Annotated in this window: 10 protein-coding genes; 5 read left to right on the top strand and 5 right to left on the bottom strand. The window is 69.3% G+C overall.

What is annotated here, in order from left to right:
* The first annotated feature begins 423 nt into the window (after positions 1-423).
* Entirely contained in the window at positions 424-3864 is a 3441-nt protein-coding gene (locus tag ACH34T_RS23110; RefSeq protein ID WP_395994292.1) for a CHAT domain-containing protein, read from the top strand.
* 359 nt (positions 3865-4223) lie between these two features.
* Positions 4224-4790, top strand: a complete 567-nt coding sequence (locus ACH34T_RS23105; protein WP_395994291.1) for a DUF6886 family protein — start codon at positions 4224-4226, stop codon at positions 4788-4790.
* Between the two features lie 445 nt (positions 4791-5235).
* Here ACH34T_RS23105 and ACH34T_RS23100 read toward each other — a convergent pair whose 3' ends face one another.
* Positions 5236-5658: a MarR family winged helix-turn-helix transcriptional regulator gene (locus ACH34T_RS23100; protein WP_395994290.1), complete on the bottom strand. Its 423-nt coding sequence runs from the start codon at positions 5656-5658 to the stop codon at positions 5236-5238.
* A gap of 88 nt (positions 5659-5746) precedes the next feature.
* Between ACH34T_RS23100 and ACH34T_RS23095 the strand changes: the two genes are divergently transcribed.
* Positions 5747-6745, top strand: a complete 999-nt coding sequence (locus ACH34T_RS23095) for a zinc-binding alcohol dehydrogenase family protein (protein ID WP_395994289.1) — start codon at positions 5747-5749, stop codon at positions 6743-6745.
* 445 nt (positions 6746-7190) lie between these two features.
* On the opposite strand, the gene ACH34T_RS23090 is transcribed toward ACH34T_RS23095, so the two are convergent.
* Together ACH34T_RS23090 and ACH34T_RS23085 are read right to left on the bottom strand one after the other, a co-directional pair.
* A complete protein-coding gene (locus ACH34T_RS23090) occupies positions 7191-8000 on the bottom strand; it encodes an SDR family NAD(P)-dependent oxidoreductase (protein ID WP_395994288.1) in 810 nt (269 codons plus the stop codon).
* A gap of 761 nt (positions 8001-8761) precedes the next feature.
* The gene (locus tag ACH34T_RS23085; protein ID WP_395994287.1) at positions 8762-9370 is read right to left on the bottom strand and encodes a helix-turn-helix domain-containing protein; all 609 of its coding nucleotides are present in this window, start codon (positions 9368-9370) and stop codon (positions 8762-8764) included.
* Position 9371: 1 nt separating this feature from the next.
* Here ACH34T_RS23085 and ACH34T_RS23080 point away from each other — a divergent pair, with 1 nt between their 5' ends.
* The gene (locus ACH34T_RS23080) at positions 9372-10301 is read left to right on the top strand and encodes an MBL fold metallo-hydrolase (RefSeq protein ID WP_395994286.1); all 930 of its coding nucleotides are present in this window, start codon (positions 9372-9374) and stop codon (positions 10299-10301) included.
* Between the two features lie 762 nt (positions 10302-11063).
* On the opposite strand, the gene ACH34T_RS23075 is transcribed toward ACH34T_RS23080, so the two are convergent.
* Positions 11064-12326 (bottom strand): hypothetical protein, encoded by a 1263-nt coding sequence (locus tag ACH34T_RS23075; RefSeq protein WP_395994285.1) that lies wholly within the window; start codon positions 12324-12326, stop codon positions 11064-11066.
* A 756-nt stretch (positions 12327-13082) separates the two neighbouring features.
* Here ACH34T_RS23075 and ACH34T_RS23070 point away from each other — a divergent pair.
* Positions 13083-16136 (top strand): BTAD domain-containing putative transcriptional regulator, encoded by a 3054-nt coding sequence (locus ACH34T_RS23070; RefSeq protein ID WP_395994284.1) that lies wholly within the window; start codon positions 13083-13085, stop codon positions 16134-16136.
* A 55-nt stretch (positions 16137-16191) separates the two neighbouring features.
* On the opposite strand, the gene ACH34T_RS23065 is transcribed toward ACH34T_RS23070, so the two are convergent.
* On the bottom strand, positions 16192-17103 hold the full coding sequence (locus ACH34T_RS23065) for an NAD(P)-dependent oxidoreductase (RefSeq protein WP_395994283.1): 912 nt from the start codon (positions 17101-17103) through the stop codon (positions 16192-16194).
* Between the last annotated feature and the right edge of the window lie 34 nt (positions 17104-17137).

The raw sequence follows: 17137 nt of genomic DNA, 5'->3' as shown, positions 1-17137 counted from the left end.
GGTGTCGGACGTCGTGGGAGCAGGTGCAGCCGCAGTTGCGGATCAGGATCGCGTTCCACGATGGGACGCTGACACCCGGCCCGTCCGGGCCCGCCGGTGATGCCCCGTCGCGGTGAGCCGCCTGCCGGACGCCGCGGCACAGCGCAGGGCCCTGGCAAGGCGACGACCGTGATCTGGCACTGATCGTCTCCGGCTTCCTCGGCGAGACATCGTCAGTACCGCTTCTGCGCTCTCGACGCCACGGGCTTTGAGGCTATGAGAACCTCCGTCAAGGGCATCGGATCCCGCGGGCTCGTCCAACCCCGGCGGCGAACACGTCCCGGTATCAGCACCCTCCTCCGCGGAGGCAGGGACGCGACGCCAACGTCCTGGAGCTCTCCCAACGGGCGGCAGGGGACCTTCAGGCGGGAAGGATGAGAGCGGATGAACGAGGGGAATCGGGCGCGGCGAGCGCGCGCGGCGATCGCTGACAGACTTGCCCTGGACGCCTGGCCGGACGGCGCGCCGACCGCGGAACGGCGTGCGCTGGAGCGGATCGGCGATGACCCGTCCGGCTGGCTTCGGGTGGCACGAGGACTGATCGTCCAAGGGAAGGTGCCGAGCCGCTCCGAAGCCCAAATCGTGGCCGCACTCATGGGGCTGGCGTTGGAGGAGACCCCACCGGACGACGGCGAGCGCGAAGACTACGTCCGCTACTACGGCGCCGCGCTGGCGACGCTCGCCGAGCAGTACGGCGACCTCGGCGCGATCCTGGAGCACGAAAGGGTGACGTCGGCGGAGGCGGAGCGGCACCCTCGCGACAGCGGCCTCCGGTGGCTCATCTACAACCTGTCCGAACGGATGGCGAGCCTCTATGTGGAACGGGCCCCCGGTCCTGAGGCGACAGACCTCCTCATCAACGCGAGGCTGAGGCTCGTCGCGCACATGGACCCCGACGATCCCGAGGCGCCCCCGGTCATGGCCATGGTGGGCGACGCGTTCCGCCACCGCTTCGAAGAAGACGGCGACAGGGCCATGGCCTCCGAGGCCGTGAGATGGACGCGGCGAGCGCTCGAATGCGCCGATTCCGATCACCCCGAGCTGGGAGAGCTACTGCACAGTGCGAGGCACGCGCTGAGCGCTCAGTGCCAGAGGACCGACCGGGTGCCGGAACTGACGGAGGCGGTCGCGCTGGCCGGGCGAGCCGTCCAATGGTGCGCCGAGCGCGGGTTGCCCACCTGGAACCTGCGGTTTGAGCTGGCCCAGAGCCTCGCGGATCTCTACGAGGCGAACCACAACCGGGCGGTCATCGACGAATCGATCGGGCATTTCCGGTCCTGTCTCGCGGAACACCCAGACGGAGACGACCTGGCGAGGGCCGACCTTCTCTCGGGATTGGGCAATGCCCTGCGGAGCCGCTACCGAGAGCTGGGGCGTCCCGACGACCTGGAAGACGCGATAGCGACGCTCCGCCGGGCCGTCGACGTTCTACCCGACGGTCATCCGCGCCTCTCCAGTCTGCGCAACGATCTCTCCGGGTTCCTGTACTACAAGCACGAACTCACCGGAGACGAGCGCGTCCACGACGAATCGATCGCAGTCGGCCGCGCCGCCGTCGTGCCGGGAGACCTGTCGCCTCGGGGACTGCGCTCGCTGAACAACCTCGGGGCGAACCTGCTGGCGCGCTTCCACCACACCAGGGACAGCCGCATCCTGGACGAGGCCATCGGCCTGTTCGAACAGTGCGTGGACGCCAGTCCGGAGGGTGACCCCGAGCTGCCCAGCAGGCTGAACAACCTCGGTGAGGCGCTGTCCTCCAAATACCTGCAGTCCGGCGCCCCGGAGGCGCTCGACCGTTCCATCGACCTCGGCCGCCGCGCGCTGGCCTCCCTCTCCTCTCGCGCTCCGCATGACGGGGAGCGATGCGGTTTCGCGAGCAGGCTCGGTGTCCGGCTCAGGGCCCGCTACCTGCGGACGGGCGATCCCGCGGACATCGAGGAAGCCGCGACGCTTCTCAGGAGCGTGGCCGCCGCGTTACCGGAGGCCAATCCGGACAGGCCGATCTTCCTCATGACGACCGTCGCGGTGCTGGAAGGTCTCTACCGGGAAACGCCGAGGCCCGATCTACTCGACGAGGCGATCGCGACGGCACGCTCCGCGCTCGCACATCTGGCGCCCGGCCATCCCTCGGAGCAGGGCTTGACCATGGCGCTCGCCTATCTCCTGTCCACAAGAGCGGGCGAGACGGGCGACCGGGAATGCGCGCGGGAAGCCAGATCTCTGTACCACGCCGCCGTGCGTCTCCCGGCTCCGCCCACCAACCAGATCGCGTGCCATCGGCTGGCGGCGGTACGGGCCATGGAAGACGGCGACTGGAAATCCGCGACCGACCTGCTCGAAGGTGCCATCTCCCTACTCCCCCAGCTAGCCTCCAAGGGGCTGGTCGTGGGCGATCAGGAACGGCTGCTGAAGGACATCACCGGGCTGGCGCAACACGCTTGTGCCAGCGCCATCCGTGCGGGAGACCCGCTGCGCGCTCTCACCCTGCTGGAGCACGGACGCGGCACCCTCCTGGCCCAGCTGCTGGAGACCCGCAGCGACATCACCGAGCTACAGAAGCGCCACCCCCGGCTCACGGAACGCCTAGAGGATCTACGGGTACGCCTGGCCGATCCGCTCGGCTCGCGCACCAGTGCCGACGACCACCACGCGTTGGCGAGACAGTGGGACCGCCTCATCGAGGAGATCCGCACATTGCCCGGCTTCGCAAGGTTCCTGCTCCCCCCGACGGCGGCGGAACTGCTCGCCGCCGCCCGGGAAGGGCCCGTGGTGCTGCTCTCGGTCAGCGAGTTCGGCTCGGACGCCCTCCTGCTCACCGCCGCGGGATTGGATGTCGTCCCCCTGCCCGGAGCCACACCCGCCGCCGTCGACGAGCAGGCCCGGGCGTTCCTGGCGACCAGGGGCGCCGGACCGGCCGCCGAGGGAAGGGACGAGCAGATCGGGCGGACCCTCGAATGGATCTGGGACGTGATCGCCGAGCCCGTCCTGGAGCGTCTGGATCTTCCTGCGGCCACCGTCGGCGACGGTACTCCGTCCCGGTTGTGGTGGTGCCCGACGGGCCCGCTCTCCCTGCTTCCGCTCCACGCGGCGGGACACCACCGAGCATCCCCTTCGCGGCCCGCGCGGACGGTGCTCGATCGGGTGATGTCCTCCTACACCCCCACAGTACGAGCCCTGCTGCACGCCCGCCGACAGCCCTCGGCAGCGGGCGAGGATGGTGGCGATGCGCGATCGGTACGGGTACTCATGGTGCCGATGCCGCGCACTTCGGGCGCCACAGACCTTCCCGGGGTGACGGCCGAGTCTGAGCGGCTTCGGGGGTGGCGGTCCGGACAGGTGACCGAACTGCGCCCTGACGACGTCCATCGTGACCGGGTGCTGGGCATGCTCGCGCACCACGATGCGGCGCATTTCGCCTGCCACGCCCTCAGCGATCCCGATCGGCCCTCCAAAAGTCATCTGCTGCTGAGCGACCACGAGAATCGGCCGCTGACCGTGATGGACATCGCCGCCCTACGGCTGACGGACGCGAAGTTCGCCTACCTGTCCGCCTGCTCGACGGCTCGCGCCGAGGGCCCCTTGGCGGACGAGGCGATCCATCTCGCCTCCGCCTTCCAGCTCGCCGGGTACCGAAGCGTTATCGCGACCCTGTGGCCCACCCTTGACCGTCCGGCCGCACGCTTCGCCGCCGGCGTCTACGACACGATCGGTCGGCACGGAGTGACCGCGGCCGCATACGCCCTGCACGTCACGACCCTGCGACTCCGGGAGCGCTACCCCAGAAACCCGGAGGTCTGGGCCGGATACGCCCACGTCGGCGCCTGAGGCACGGGCCCAACCGTCCCCGGCCTCACGTCATGATCATTGATTAACCGAGGCTTCGTCGCATTCCAAGCCGGACGCCGTCAGTGATCAGATCGCGGAATGTCCCAACAGCGCACGGCTCCTCCAACTCTCGATACCTTGAAACGGCCGTGGTGCGCAGTTTGGCCCGACAGTTCAGACTTACATACCTGGTCCCAACTGGACGATCGTGCCTCTGGGCTTTGTTCACCGGCGCCTCCAAGGCTTTGGTACGCCGATGTCGACCACTGGGGGTTGGCTGAACCGTGGCGCTTCCTCACGTTTGCCCTTGAGGACGTCGGCGTGATGCCGCGAAAACGGCGGTGAGATAGACATACGCCATGCGTCCTGAACCAGGCGAGGTCCTGCATTTTTCCGAGGACCCCACGATCACTCGCTTCATCCCCCACGTCGCCGGGTCGGCCCAACAACCCGAGGCCTACATCTGGGCCGTTGACGCCGCTCGCGCACCGGACTACTGGTTTCCCCGCGACTGCCCACGCGCAATGGCCTGGGCGCTCCCAACAACCACGGCGACTGACCGCGAACGCATCCTGGGCCCGGGCGGCGGACGACGCGTCCACGCGATCGAGTACGGATGGATCGAACCCATCCCCAACGTCCAACTGTTCGCCTATCGGCTCCCAGCAAGCCCGTTCACACCGTTCGGGGAACCCACACCTCATGCCGTTGTCGCCACCGAACCGGTGGAGCCACTGGGCCCGCCGGAACCGGCCGGCAACCTCCTGCAGCTGCACGACGACGCCGGCATCCAGCTCCGCGTCCTGGACAACCTCTGGGAATTCTGGGACGCCGTGACCGCCAGCAGCCTCGGCTGGAGCGCCATCCGCCTGCGCAACGGCCGCCCACGATCTGACACCGCGAGCTCCCGAACAGGACTGGCTTAACCAGACGTGAGATCCGCAGGACCGCCGGATCACCGTCGCGAAGCCGACATCGGATGATGGAGCAGTGATCTGCGGGTGTGGGTCCAGGCGGTTTGGACCTCCTCGAAGACGGGGCGCCGAGGCCGTGGCCGACCGCGGTGGCGTGCTGCAGTTTGACCAAGGTGCTGTCGGAGAAGTCGGCGGCGAGTGTGCAGCGCTTTACCAGATCGGCGTGCAGATCGGTGTCCAGCCGGGACATCACCGAGCAGGGCGCGCGGCAGCGGGCGGCGCAGGCGCAGAGCGGTTGGGCGACCTGGCTGTGCCGGCGGTCCGGGTAGGCCCGCCAGCCCGGCGCCGGTTCTTCGGAAATGCGCAGCGTGCGCTCGCGGACCGCGCGTTGGGGACGTGCGGCCCGGACCCATGAAGCGGTTGGATCCGCCTTGATCGGGTGGGCCGCGGGTGCGTGTCAGCCCAGCGCTTTTCGCAGCAGCGCCGTCAACTGGTCCTGTTCATCGGGTGAGAGTCGTCCGACCGCGGTGCGGGCGAACGTGAAGGCTGTTGCGAACCGTTGGTTGATCGTGTCTCCTCGGGGAGTTCGCGCGACGAGCCGTGCGCGGCGGTCCCGGGGATTCGGTTCGCGGGCCACGAGGCCGAGCGCTTCGAGGCGCACGACGATCTGGGTGATGTTGGAGGCATCGCAGCCGAGCTCCTCGGCCAAGGCGCCCATGCCGCGTGGCTCGTCGAGTCGCCCGAGCACGCACGCCTGCGCCGGGCTGAGCGACAGCTCGGCCGCGGCCGCCTCGTAGGCGCGGTCGTATACGTCGACCAGGTCGAACAAGACGGCCTCGGCCTCGGATGAGGTGGTCACGGGCCCATTCGGCAGCGCCATGGCTCCCAGTCTAGAGGAGTTACTTGATTCGCTCAAGTAACTGTGATCCAATGATCCTTGATCCACTCAAGTAAAACAGGGAGGGCCGATGGACAGCAGAGTCGAGCGCACAACGGGCGGCGCGATCGTGGTGCCGCAGATGAACGCGGTCGTCCTTGACCGGTTCGGCGGAATCGACGAGCTCTCGTCGCGCCGGGTACCGCTCCCGCAGGTCGGCGACGACGACGTCCTCATCCGGGTGGAGTTCGCAGGGGCCGCGTCCTGGGACGCGGTCGAGCGGGAGGGGGACTACGACGGCGCTTTCGGCATCGCGTCGACCTTCCCCTATGTCCTCGGCTGGGACGCGGCGGGCACGGTGGCCGCGGTCGGACGCGACGTCACCCGGTTCGGCGTGGGCGAGCGTGTCTACGCTGCGACGATGCCGGTGCCGCGCGGCGGCTTCTACGCCGAGTACGGCGTCGTCGAGGCGGAGTTCGTGGCGCGCGTGCCCGACCGGATGCCGACCGAACAGGCCGGCGCGATGCCTTGGGATGCCCTGACCGCACTGAGCGGCCTCGATCTGCTCGGCCTGCGGCCGGACGACACGCTCATGGTGTTCGGGGCCAGCGGGGGTGTCGGGCACATGACCGTGCAGCTGGCGCGGCACAACGGCATCCGGGTGCTGGCCGTGGCCTCAGGCGACGACGGCGTCGCCCTGGCCCGGCGGCTGGGCGCCGACGACGCCATCGACGGCCGCAGAGTCGATGTGCTGGCCGCGGCAGCGGAGTTCGCGCCGGGCGGGCTCGATGCCGCTCTGGTCACCGCGGGTGGCGAGACCGCCGAACGGTCTCTTCGCGCGATCAAGAACTCAGGACGGATCGCCTGGCCGAACGGTGTCCTGCCCACGCCCGCGACGTCGCCGGGCGCGACGGTGTCCCACTACGACGGGGATCGAAGCCGCACCGCCACCGATCGGCTGAACGCGATCATCGAGGCGAGCTCCTTCGAGGTCCACGTCGCCCGGACCTTCCCGTTGGAGCGAGTCGCAGATGCGCATCGCGCCCTGAACGATCACTACGTCGGGAAGCTGGCCCTCAAGATCGGATAGGACGCGACAATCGGCCCGAGGCTCCGGCTGTCAACGGGACCAACACTGCTCAGCCTTCCTGACACGCTGGTGGCGGTCGAGGTCCGGCGTTTCAGTTCCAGGTCAGCGTGAAGATGGGCCCGGGTCGTCTGGACGGTGGCGTGGCCGAGCCAGAGCGCGATGCCGCGAAGCCCTCGGCCACGCCGCGTGCTGGGCTGAACGTTGATTTTTCGCTGGAGACCACGACTGGCCGACCGACACTGAGATACGGCCCTGACCACCTCGAACGCCTCCCGCCGACGGCCGGGATCCATGCTGTGACCTGCGGCCACCGGAAGGCGGATGCCGATACCCGATCACGGAATGAGTGCCAGAGCCACGATTGGCCCGCCGTTGACAGGCCCGGCCGATCTTGCTGCTCTGCTGTGCAGGGCGCTTCCATGACAGCCAGCAGGACGTTCGCAGGTCAGAGCGGAGCACGCCCCCCGGCCATCATGCCGCGCAGCCCCTGACACGCGTCCGCGCTCCACCCGCCGTCCACGAGCAGGGTGTGGCCGGTGATGAAGGCCGAGGCATCACTGGCCAGGAAGATCGCGGGCCCGGTCACATCGTCAACGGTGGCCCATCGCCCAGCGGGCACGGCCGCGATGATGGTCTCGGAGACGACTTCCTCGGAGGTGAACAGCCGGGTCAGGTCGGTGTCGGTCCAGCCCGGCGCCAGCGCGTTCACGCGCACTCCGCGTGAGGCCCACTCCACCGCCAAGGTCTTGGTGAGGGAGATCGTCGCCGCCTTGCCCGCGCTGTAGTGAGAGGCCATCGGGATACCGGCGGTGCCCGCGACCGACACCATGTTGATCACCGAGCCGGATCGGCGGTCCAGCATGTGCGGGGCCACCACACGGCAGACGCTGACGACGGAGTTGAAATTGACCGCCATCGCCTGCTCCCAGTCGGCGGCGGTCAGCTCCGTGAAGGGCCCGACGTGGTCGGCGCCGCCCGCGTTGTTGACCACGACGTCGATACCATCGTGTTCGTCGATGGCGGTGGTGACCACGTCGGCGACGTTCTCGGGGTCGGTGACGTCACACCGACACACGCTGGCTGTGCCGCCCAGGTCGCGGATGTGCCCGGCGACTCCCTCCAGGCCCTGTTGATCTCGTGAGGTGAGGATGACGTGTGCGCCGGCCTCGGCATAGGCCAGGGCGACGGCGCGGCCGATGCCTCGGGAGGCTCCGGTGACCAGTGCGGTAATTCCTTCCAGGCTAAAGCGGGTCATATCCCGAGCATCACTTGGCGGCCACGCTCCATCAAGAAACCGGAGGGTGCGCTTGAGGTATCCGGCAGGCCCGGCGCGGTCTGACCCGTCCCAGTCGAACGACGCTTTGAACACAATAGGGAACATTGCCACCGGGTGCGTGCCGGCGTTGGCGCGCATTTGCGGCCTTGAATTTCTCGTTGGCACGCTTGAGTCGACGAGGAGCCACACTATGATCCCGGCGACGATCGCATAGAAGAGTGCGCCGAGCTTCGATGACGGATTCGGCCAGGGCAGGTCGTGGCGGCGTGCTCATAGCATCCGCCTCCTCTCCCCCGCCAGCACTGGTGCGCCGGTCACCAGGATCTATTCACCGTTCTTTGGCGCCGAGTTCTCGCAGAGGCGTCCGAGGACCACCCGGACACAGGGAGATCATCACTGCGGCCAGCGCTACCGCTAGCCAGTACGGCTCTTGATCGCACATCTTGACTAGCAATTCGGTGGGTGTGGGTGCGACGAACGCGGTCGGTCGGAAGACCTCGCTGAAGGGCGTATCCATCGAGACGTTGAGCCTGGTCGTCCGGGAGGGGTGGCGCAAGGCGCTGATGCGCAAAGGAATAGATGATGCCGGCGACGCGCCGCGTCGGGTCATTGCCCGCACTCGTCAGGCGCAAGGATGACCGGGCAGCGCGTACCGCGGCCGGGAACGTGGCGGTGGTGTCGGCGAGCTCCCGGTTCTGCCGAGTGAGGGCCTTGTTCTCTTCGCGCTGCTCGGCGGCCGATCAGGTTCTGCGCGAGATGACCATGATGTATTCGCAGGGAGCGTTCGCTCGGTTGGCGAAGCCGTGGTCCGCGTCGGCCTGGAAGAACAGGGAGTCGCCTGTGTTCAGGGTCTCGCTGATACCGCCGATCGCGACGGTGAGGGTGCCTTCGAGCACCACGAGTTGTTTCTCCGTACCCGGCGGATATGCGGGCAGCAGCCCGGTGGAGACCTGCGCGGGGAGGTAGTGCACGACCATCTCGGCTCCTGCCGCGCCCGGGGCCGCTGACACCATGTGCCGCTCGAAGCCGGTTTCCGGGTCACGGAAAACGGGCCGATCCCTCTTGCGCATGGCAACGGCCACACCAGACGCGGCAGCGGCCGGCGCACCGATCAGGTCCGAGAGCGACGCGTCGAGCGCGTGGGCGATCCTGGACGCGACGCCGATCGTCGGGCTCTTCTCACCGCGTTCGACCTTGGACAGCATCGCCCGGCTGACCGACGAGTGTTTGGACAGCTGCTCCAGCGTCAGGCCCGCCTCCTCGCGGCGTCGCCGCACGTTACCGCCGAACGCGCCGGCCAGGTCGTCACCGTGCTGTGGTTCGGCCGCGTTTCCGTCTTGCTCGACCACCGTGCTCCTCGATCGATGGGTGCCTCGCCGCCCACAGTGTAGAGTTTCTCCTAAAGAAGACAGGATCTTCTATCAGAGACACGCGGTGTGCGCCCAACACGACGGAGGTTCCATGCGTTTGATCTCGAGTGGCCGGCACCATGCGACGTTCGAATTCGGCGACCTGCAGGTGATCTCGTTGCGAGACGGATACATCGACATGCCGCCGACACGGCTCCGCGACGAGGACGGGCGCACGCTCGATGAGTTGCCGGCCACCGTCCCGCTGGCCGGCGACAACCTGCGGCTGTCGGTCAACGCCTTCTACGTCACCGACGGCACGCGGTCGGTTCTCATCGACACCGGCGCGTCCAACGCCTGGCACGACCCCACCATGGGATTGATCTACGACGCGCTCGACGAAGCGGGGATCAACCGCGCGCAAGTCACCGATGTGGCCATCACCCACAAGCACGAAGACCACGTGAGCGGCCTGATCGCGCCGGACGGCTCAGAGGCGTTCAGCAAACTTGAGCGCGTGTGGATCGGCGCGGGCGACACCTCGGTGTTCACGGGGCGGCTCAAGCCGATCCGCGACCGGGTCGTACCCGTGTCGAAGAGGGTCGCGATCAACGACTGGACCACCGCGATCCCGACACCAGGCCACACACCCGGTCACACCGTCTACGAGGTCGGAAGCGGCACCGGCCACCTTCTCGCCTGGGGCGACACCGTTCACGTTCCCACGCTTCAATTCGACCAGCCGAACGTGTCCTGGGAGCTCGACGGCGACCAGTCCCAGGCCCGCGCCGCGCGAGCGGCCCTCCTCGAACAACTGACCCGACCACACCACTTCGTAGCCGGCGCCCACCTCGACTCACCGGGCATCGCCCGCGTAACCCCCTCCGGCGACGGTTACGCGCTGGAATACCTCGCACCCCGGATCGGCTGATCGAGCTCGTCGACTCCGGGGCCGCGCTCGCGATAGCGCCCGAGTAGGCGACAACCCCGCGGTTCCGAATGAGCTTCGCACGGCTCGTCACCCATTACTGGCGACACACCGCCTGGCGCCTGGCCCGATGCACACTCTCACGCTCATCGGCCAAGCCGGACACGGCGCACACCAGACTGACATCACCACAATTCTCATCGCCGCCACGGACGACTTCGCCAATCACCAGTGAAAGCGCGTCGCCGCCCCATTCAGAGAGTTGCGATATCCGACGTCGCCAGAGCACGTCACCGGCACCCATGTCGAAGGCGCGTGGATCTCCGGTCAGCAATGCGCCGCCATCCCTCTGAAGGGACTGGCGCGATGAGGTGGAACTGCGCCTGGCGGCAGCCAACCGTGGCATCTGACGGCTCACCGGCCCAGCCGTCATTGGCCACTGGGACGAAGAAGACGAACTGGCCGAAGGGGAGGCTCTGTGAAACTCGCCGACCTTTTGGAGCAGATCAGGCTGCTCGACCCCGCCTTTGGCGACCACCTGTTTCTGGCCAGCGGTGCTCGACCGATGGCTCTGCTAGGCGAGGCAGACTCCTGCCGCGGAGAGCGCGCTGGCGCTGGTCGTCTGGTCAATGCGCGCGGTAAGCGATCCACTGACGATTACCAGCCGTTGTTGCCGCGGTGGCCCACGCCCAGTCCACCTGGGGCAGCCACGCGCGGTGAGTACGCGGCGATGTGCTGATGGCTTTCATTGGCGTGGTTGCGCGGTCAGGGGCGGCGGTGGGGGTCGAATCGGTCCGCGAGTTCTGTCAGCACCGAAGATCGGCGCTGCTCACGCGCGGCAGCCGTTTCGTCGGACTGGGCTGTCAGGCGGTCGCCGGCGAGCGCGGCCTGGGCGGCCAGCGTCCGCAGCCGCGGCCCGAGCCGGGCGAGTCCCTTGTCCGGCTGCGCGGCCCGGGACAGCAGATGCACGACCTCCACGTCCTCGTTGTCCAGCGCCCGCGTCACGGTGGTCGCATCGATCGACGCGCCTCGGTCAAGAAGGTTGCGGGCAAGTTCCACGTCGACGGCGTGCGCGCCGACCCGCAGGGTGTTCTCGACCGGAACATTCTGTTCGAGGAGCCACTGGATGACCGCGGAGGCCCGATGGAGCAGGGCCACGTCGAGCGGGCTCAGCCCGCTGCGGACCTCCTCCGCCGGATCACAGCCCATCGCCGCCAGCCGTGCGAGCAGCGCCACATCGTCGTCGGACGCCGCCCGTTCCAGGGCCAGACGCCGGAGCCGGCGCTGCGCGGCGAGCGTGCCCTCGTTCAGCGCGCCGCGCCAGTCGAGCACGGTCGCCTGGACGAGCCGGCGCAGCTTCGCCGCGGCCGACCGGGCGTCCGGGTCGCCACTGTTTCCCAGTTCGTCGACGGCGTCGCGCATCGCCGCGCCTGTGCCGTCCTGCGTCTCCCAGGGATCCCGCTCCAGGACGAGCTGGCCGAACAGCCCACGCAGGTCGCCCGCGAGGCGTCCGGCACGGTCGCCCGTGGACAGCTCCCATCCGGGCGGCAATCCCTGCTGCCAGCAGAAGATGGCGCCGTGGTCCGGGCCGGCGGCAGTGTCCACGTAGACGCGCTCAAGGTACTCGAAACCACCGATCGGCAGGTGGACGAGCCGGCCGGACGAGTCCGGCTGGTTCTCCTCGTCCAGTTCACACTCGTGATCGATCCAGCCCCACAGGTCGTGGTAGCCGCCGCTGTCCGGATAGAACAGCTCGGCGAACGACAGCGGGACGTCCTGGCCGCCGAGATCAGTGCGCAGGTCGTAGTCGAGTCGTCCACCAAAGGTGGTGCGCCACAACGCGATGAGCGGATCGGGGAGCGGTCCGGCGCAACGCTCCGTCACCGCATCGAGTACCGCGTCGTCGATCGGCGGCTGCGCGTCCAGGACCAGCCGTCCGGCGAACAGCGCCAAGCCGGCCTCGCCGAGGACTCGAAGTTCCCGGTCAGAAAGCGGACCAGGCAGCGCGTTGTCCGATACAGCCGTCACCCCGCGCAGCCTAAGGGTCGGGCGCGCTGCCGATCCACCCGAGACCAGCGACGAGCCCCCGCGCCGGCGGCGAGCCTGCCGGCAGACTGAGTGGTCGGGCCGCGGACAATACGGGTAGCCGCTCACGGGCACCCGTCGCCGGCGCTCGATACCTACCGCCCGGACCGCAAAAGCTCATCGAGCGTGATGAGTGACCGCGGTCGCCCATTCGGCACGGAGAAGGTCGGACACTCGACGTCCATGGATGCGACCACGCTATTGTCAGCGAGTTCGACTTCCCTGCCTTAGGGCCGGTCGTCCTCCAGCCGTGCGCTAAAGGGGTCAGGCGGTTGCCGTCATCGTTTTCGTAAGGTGATTACCGGTCAGCGTGCCGGCCTGTTCGGGGCTCGTCCTCCGGGTACGTTCGGCGGCGTCAGAGCCCCCGTTCGGCGCCGGCTCACGGATCGTCGTCCGAGCCGTGCGCCGTGACCAGCCCTTACTACTCGGCGAAGCACCGACCAACGGCGGATGAACGCCCCGCGCCGCCCCGGCCCCAGGGGAGAGACGCCATCTCCGCGCCGCGAATGTGCAGGCGAACCGGGCGTGAAAGGATTCAATGAAATAACCGCCACGAGCTTGATCGCCACACAGCCTTTACACGGCATAGGGGGAGATATATTATCGATGGTCGATCAAGTATAAATAATGCATGGTTTCCCGACCACCCGCCCCTTGACGTCACTTTTTCGGACTGACGCTTTCTGTGATTGGGTTCTCATGAGGCTTGAGTTCAGAATACTCGGACCTCTCGCCATCGACCACGGCGGGAAGCCGGTGATCATCAAGAGCCGTCGCCAGCGCGTCATCCTTTCGCTCCTGCTGCTCCAGCCCAACCATGTCGTCTCGACCGAGCGGCTCATCGACGCGCTCTGGGAACACGAGCCCCCGGCGACCGCCCGTGCCCAGATCCACGTGTGCGTCTCCGCGTTACGGGCCAGATTCGCCGAGGTCGGGGAACCCGACATGATCGGCACGCGGCCCCCGGGGTATCTCATCGCCGTCGACGACGACGCGGTCGACGCGCAGCGATTCGAGGCGCTCGTCGCGGCCGGGCGGTCGAGCGCCGCGGACGGACGCCCGGAAGCGGCGATCGCCCGGTTCACCGAGGCGCTGGCGCTGTGGCGGGACGAGGCGCTCGCCGGCTCGGGCAGCCCTCTCGTCGAGAGCGCGGCCGTCGGGCTCGGCGAGCGGCGCGCCGCCGTCGAGGAGGAGTGCATGGCGCTCGAACTCGAGATGGGGCGCTACGCCGACGTACTGGCCAAGGTCGTGCCGCTGGCGGCGCGCTACCCGCTGCGCGAGGGCCTGCGCCTGACCCACATGAGGGCCCTGTACCGCGCGGGGCGCCGCGCCGAGGCCCTTGAGGTCTACCAGGACGCGCGGCGGCTCTTCATCGACGAGATCGGCATAGAACCCGGCCCGGAGCTGCGCGAACTGGAGGAGACGATCCTCGCGGAGGACCGCGCGGCCGACCCGGCCCGCGACCGGCCGGGGGCCGGTGCCGGCGACGGCCGGTCACTGCCGATCGTGCCCCGGCAGCTTCCCGCGCCGGTCGCCGACTTCACGGGGCGGGAACAGCTGCTGGCCGGGATCGACGCCGTGCTCACGGACGTGTCCGACGGCCCCACTCCCGTCGTCGTCATCACGGGCGCCGCCGGCACGGGCAAGACCGCCGTCGCGCTCCGCGCGGCGCACCAGGCGGCCTCCGCCTTCCCCGACGGCCAGCTGTTCATCGACCTGCACAGCGGCGACCTCTGGGAGAGCGACGACACCGCGTCCCGCGTGCTCGGCCGTTTCCTGCGCGCGCTCGGCGCGCCGCCCGCGATGATCCCGGCGGACGTCGAGGAACGCGCCAAGCTGTACCGCAGCTTCCTGGCCGGGCGGCGCCTGCTCGTCGTGCTGGACGACGTGCGCGCGGAGGAGCAGGTGCTGCCGTTGCTGCCCGGCGGCGGGAACTGCGCGGTGATCATGACGAGCAAGAGCCGGCTGTCCCGGCTGCCCGGGGCGCACCGGATGGAGGTCGGTACGTTCGACGCCCGCGAGGCCACGGAGTTCCTGCGCAAGTCGATCGACGCCGGGCGCATGCTCGGCGATCCGCAGGCCGCCCAGGACATCATCGACCTCTGCGGCGGGATTCCCATCGCGCTGAGGATCGTCACGGCGAAGCTCGCGGCGCGTCCGCACTGGTCGCTCTCCTACCTGACCCGGCTGCTGGGGAACGAGAAGGACCGGCTGAACCATCTCCTCTTCGAGGAGCTCGACGTCCGGTCGAACCTCTCGCTCGCCTACCGGAACCTGCATCCGCGGACGCAGGTCCTCTACCGCAGGATCGGGCTGCTCGGCCATTCGGAGTTCCCGGCCTGGGTCACCGCGGCCCTGACGGACACCTCTCCCGAGGAGGCCGGGGAGCTGCGGGACCAGCTGGCCGAGGCACGGCTGATCGACATCACGGCGCCGGCGCGGGGCGACGGCGAGTTGCGCTGCTCGATGCTCAGCCTGATCCGGGACTTCGCCCGCGAACGCCTGATGGACGAGGAGTCGCCGCAGTCCCGGACGGACACCGCCCGGCGGGTGGCCGGTGTGTGGCTGGCCCTGGCGCAGGAAGCGCACCGCCGCACCTACGGGGGCGATTTCGCGACCGTGCAGACGATCGAGGAGCGCTGGCCCTACGGGGCCGACGCCCTGACCCGGATCCTCGCCGAGCCGCGGGGATGGTTCCAGACCGAACACCCGGGGCTCGTCGCGGCCGTCAGGCTCGCGGCCGACCACGGGCTCGACGAACTGTGCTGGAACCTGGCGCTGGCCTCGGCCACCTGCTTCGAGGCCGAGGGACTCTACGACGACTGGGAGAGGACACATGAGATCGCGCTGCGCTGTGTGCGCGCCGCGGGCAACCGCCACGGTGAGGCGGCCGTGCTGTATTCACTGGGGTCGCTCGGGGTGTTCCGCGGTCATTTCACCGTCGCCGCCGAGCACCTCGCCGAGGCGATGGCGCTGTTCCGCGAACTCGGCTCCGACCACGGCAGCGCCCTGGCGATGCGGAATCTGGCCTACATCGACCGGTTGAAGGGCCGGTACGAGCACGCGCTGGAACGTTATGAGGACGCGCTAGCGGCCCTGCGGAAGGTCGACGACCGCGCGGTCGAGGCGCATGTGCTGAGCAACATCGCCGCCGTCCATCTGGACACCCACAACGAGGACGCCGCGGACGCGCTGCTCAACCAGGCCGCCGCGATCTGCGAGGACCTGCCGAACAAACGGCTCCTCGCCCAGGTGCGGCATCGCTTCGGCGAGCTCTACCTGCATGTCGGGCTGAACCACGCCGCGGAGCGGTCGTTCGAGTCCGTGCTCGCCCTGGTCCGGGAGGCCGACGACCCCGTCGGCATCACGCACGCCCTGTACGGGCTGGGGCTCGCCCGCACCGCGGACCGCCGCTACGCCCAGGCCCGCGCGGACTTCGAGGAGGGATTCCGGCTCGCCGGAGAAGCCGGTGACCCGTTCGCGGCGGCGCGGATAGCGCTGGCCTACGGCCGGATGCTGAGTCTCGACGACTCCGAGGACGAGGCCGCGCGATGGCTGTGGGACGCGCTGACCACCTTCCGTACGATCGGGGCGCCGCTGTGGCAGGCCCGGGCGCTGGGCGCGCTCGACGAGCTCAGCCTGGACGTGCACGGCCGGTCACGGGTGGAGGACGCCCGCCGTGAGCTGCAACGGCTCCTTGAGGGGATCGATGTCAACCTCGACCCGGATCTCGAACGGCTGATGCTGCGCTGAGACGGGCGGCGAGGGCGGCGAGGGCGGCCGGGTGGCCGGGTGGCCGGGTGGCCGCTCAGTATCCGCGCGTCCGGTCGATCACGCCGAGCAGCGGCCGGCCCTGGATCCAGTTCGCGACGTTCGCACCGACCTGGCGGTCGAAGGCCGGGTACGCCACGGACAGCTCACCGGCGCAGTGCGCGGTGATGAAGCAGCCCGGCGCCCGCCACAGCGGGTGGCCGGGGGGCAGCGGCTCGGGATCGGTGACGTCCAGGCCCGCGGCGGCGATCCGGCCCTCGGTCAGCGCGCGGACCAGGGCGCCCGTGTCGACGAGCGCGCCGCGCGCCACATTGACCAGGCATGCGTCGGAACGCATGACCCCCAGCCGGCGGGCGTCGATGAGCCGGCGCGTGGCCGGCGTGAGCGAGGCGGCGAGCACGACCACGCGCGCGGCGGCGAGCGCCGCGTCCAGGTCCCGGTACGGCACCACCGCGGCGCCGGGCAGGGGCGACGCGGCGCGGCGGACGACGGTCACGTCGCAGCCGAACGGTTCGAGCATCGGCAGCAGCGCCCTGGCGATCTCCCCTCCCCCGACGATCGTGACGGGCTGACCCGTCAGGACGGCAGGCGGCCGCGGCGACCACCGGCCGGACCGCACGCTGCGCGCGGCGTCGCGGAGGCAGACCATGGCCAGCATCAGCGCGTGCTCGGCCACCTGGACGCCGTACACGCCGCGCGCCCGGCACCACTGCCGGTGTGCGTCGACATAGGGCAGGTATTCTTCCACGCCCGCCCACGGCAACTGGACCCACCGCACGCCGGGCAGACGGGCGAGCGCGGCGCCGAGGGCCGCGGGCTCGGTGCCGAGCCACACCAGTCCCACGGCTTCGTCCGGGGTCGTGACCGTGCCCCCGGCGGCCCGGACCGCGTGCGCGAGGGAGCCGGTGGGCGGGTCGGGAAGGGTGGCGACCGGGCATGCGCGCGGCATTGGCCTGCTCCTTTGTTCGTGTTCACCGTGATGG

The organism is Actinomadura sp. 9N215 (assembly GCF_044326345.1).
Classification (GTDB): Bacteria; Actinomycetota; Actinomycetes; order Streptosporangiales; family Streptosporangiaceae; genus Spirillospora.
This window is presented reverse-complemented; position numbering and strand designations above follow the sequence as displayed.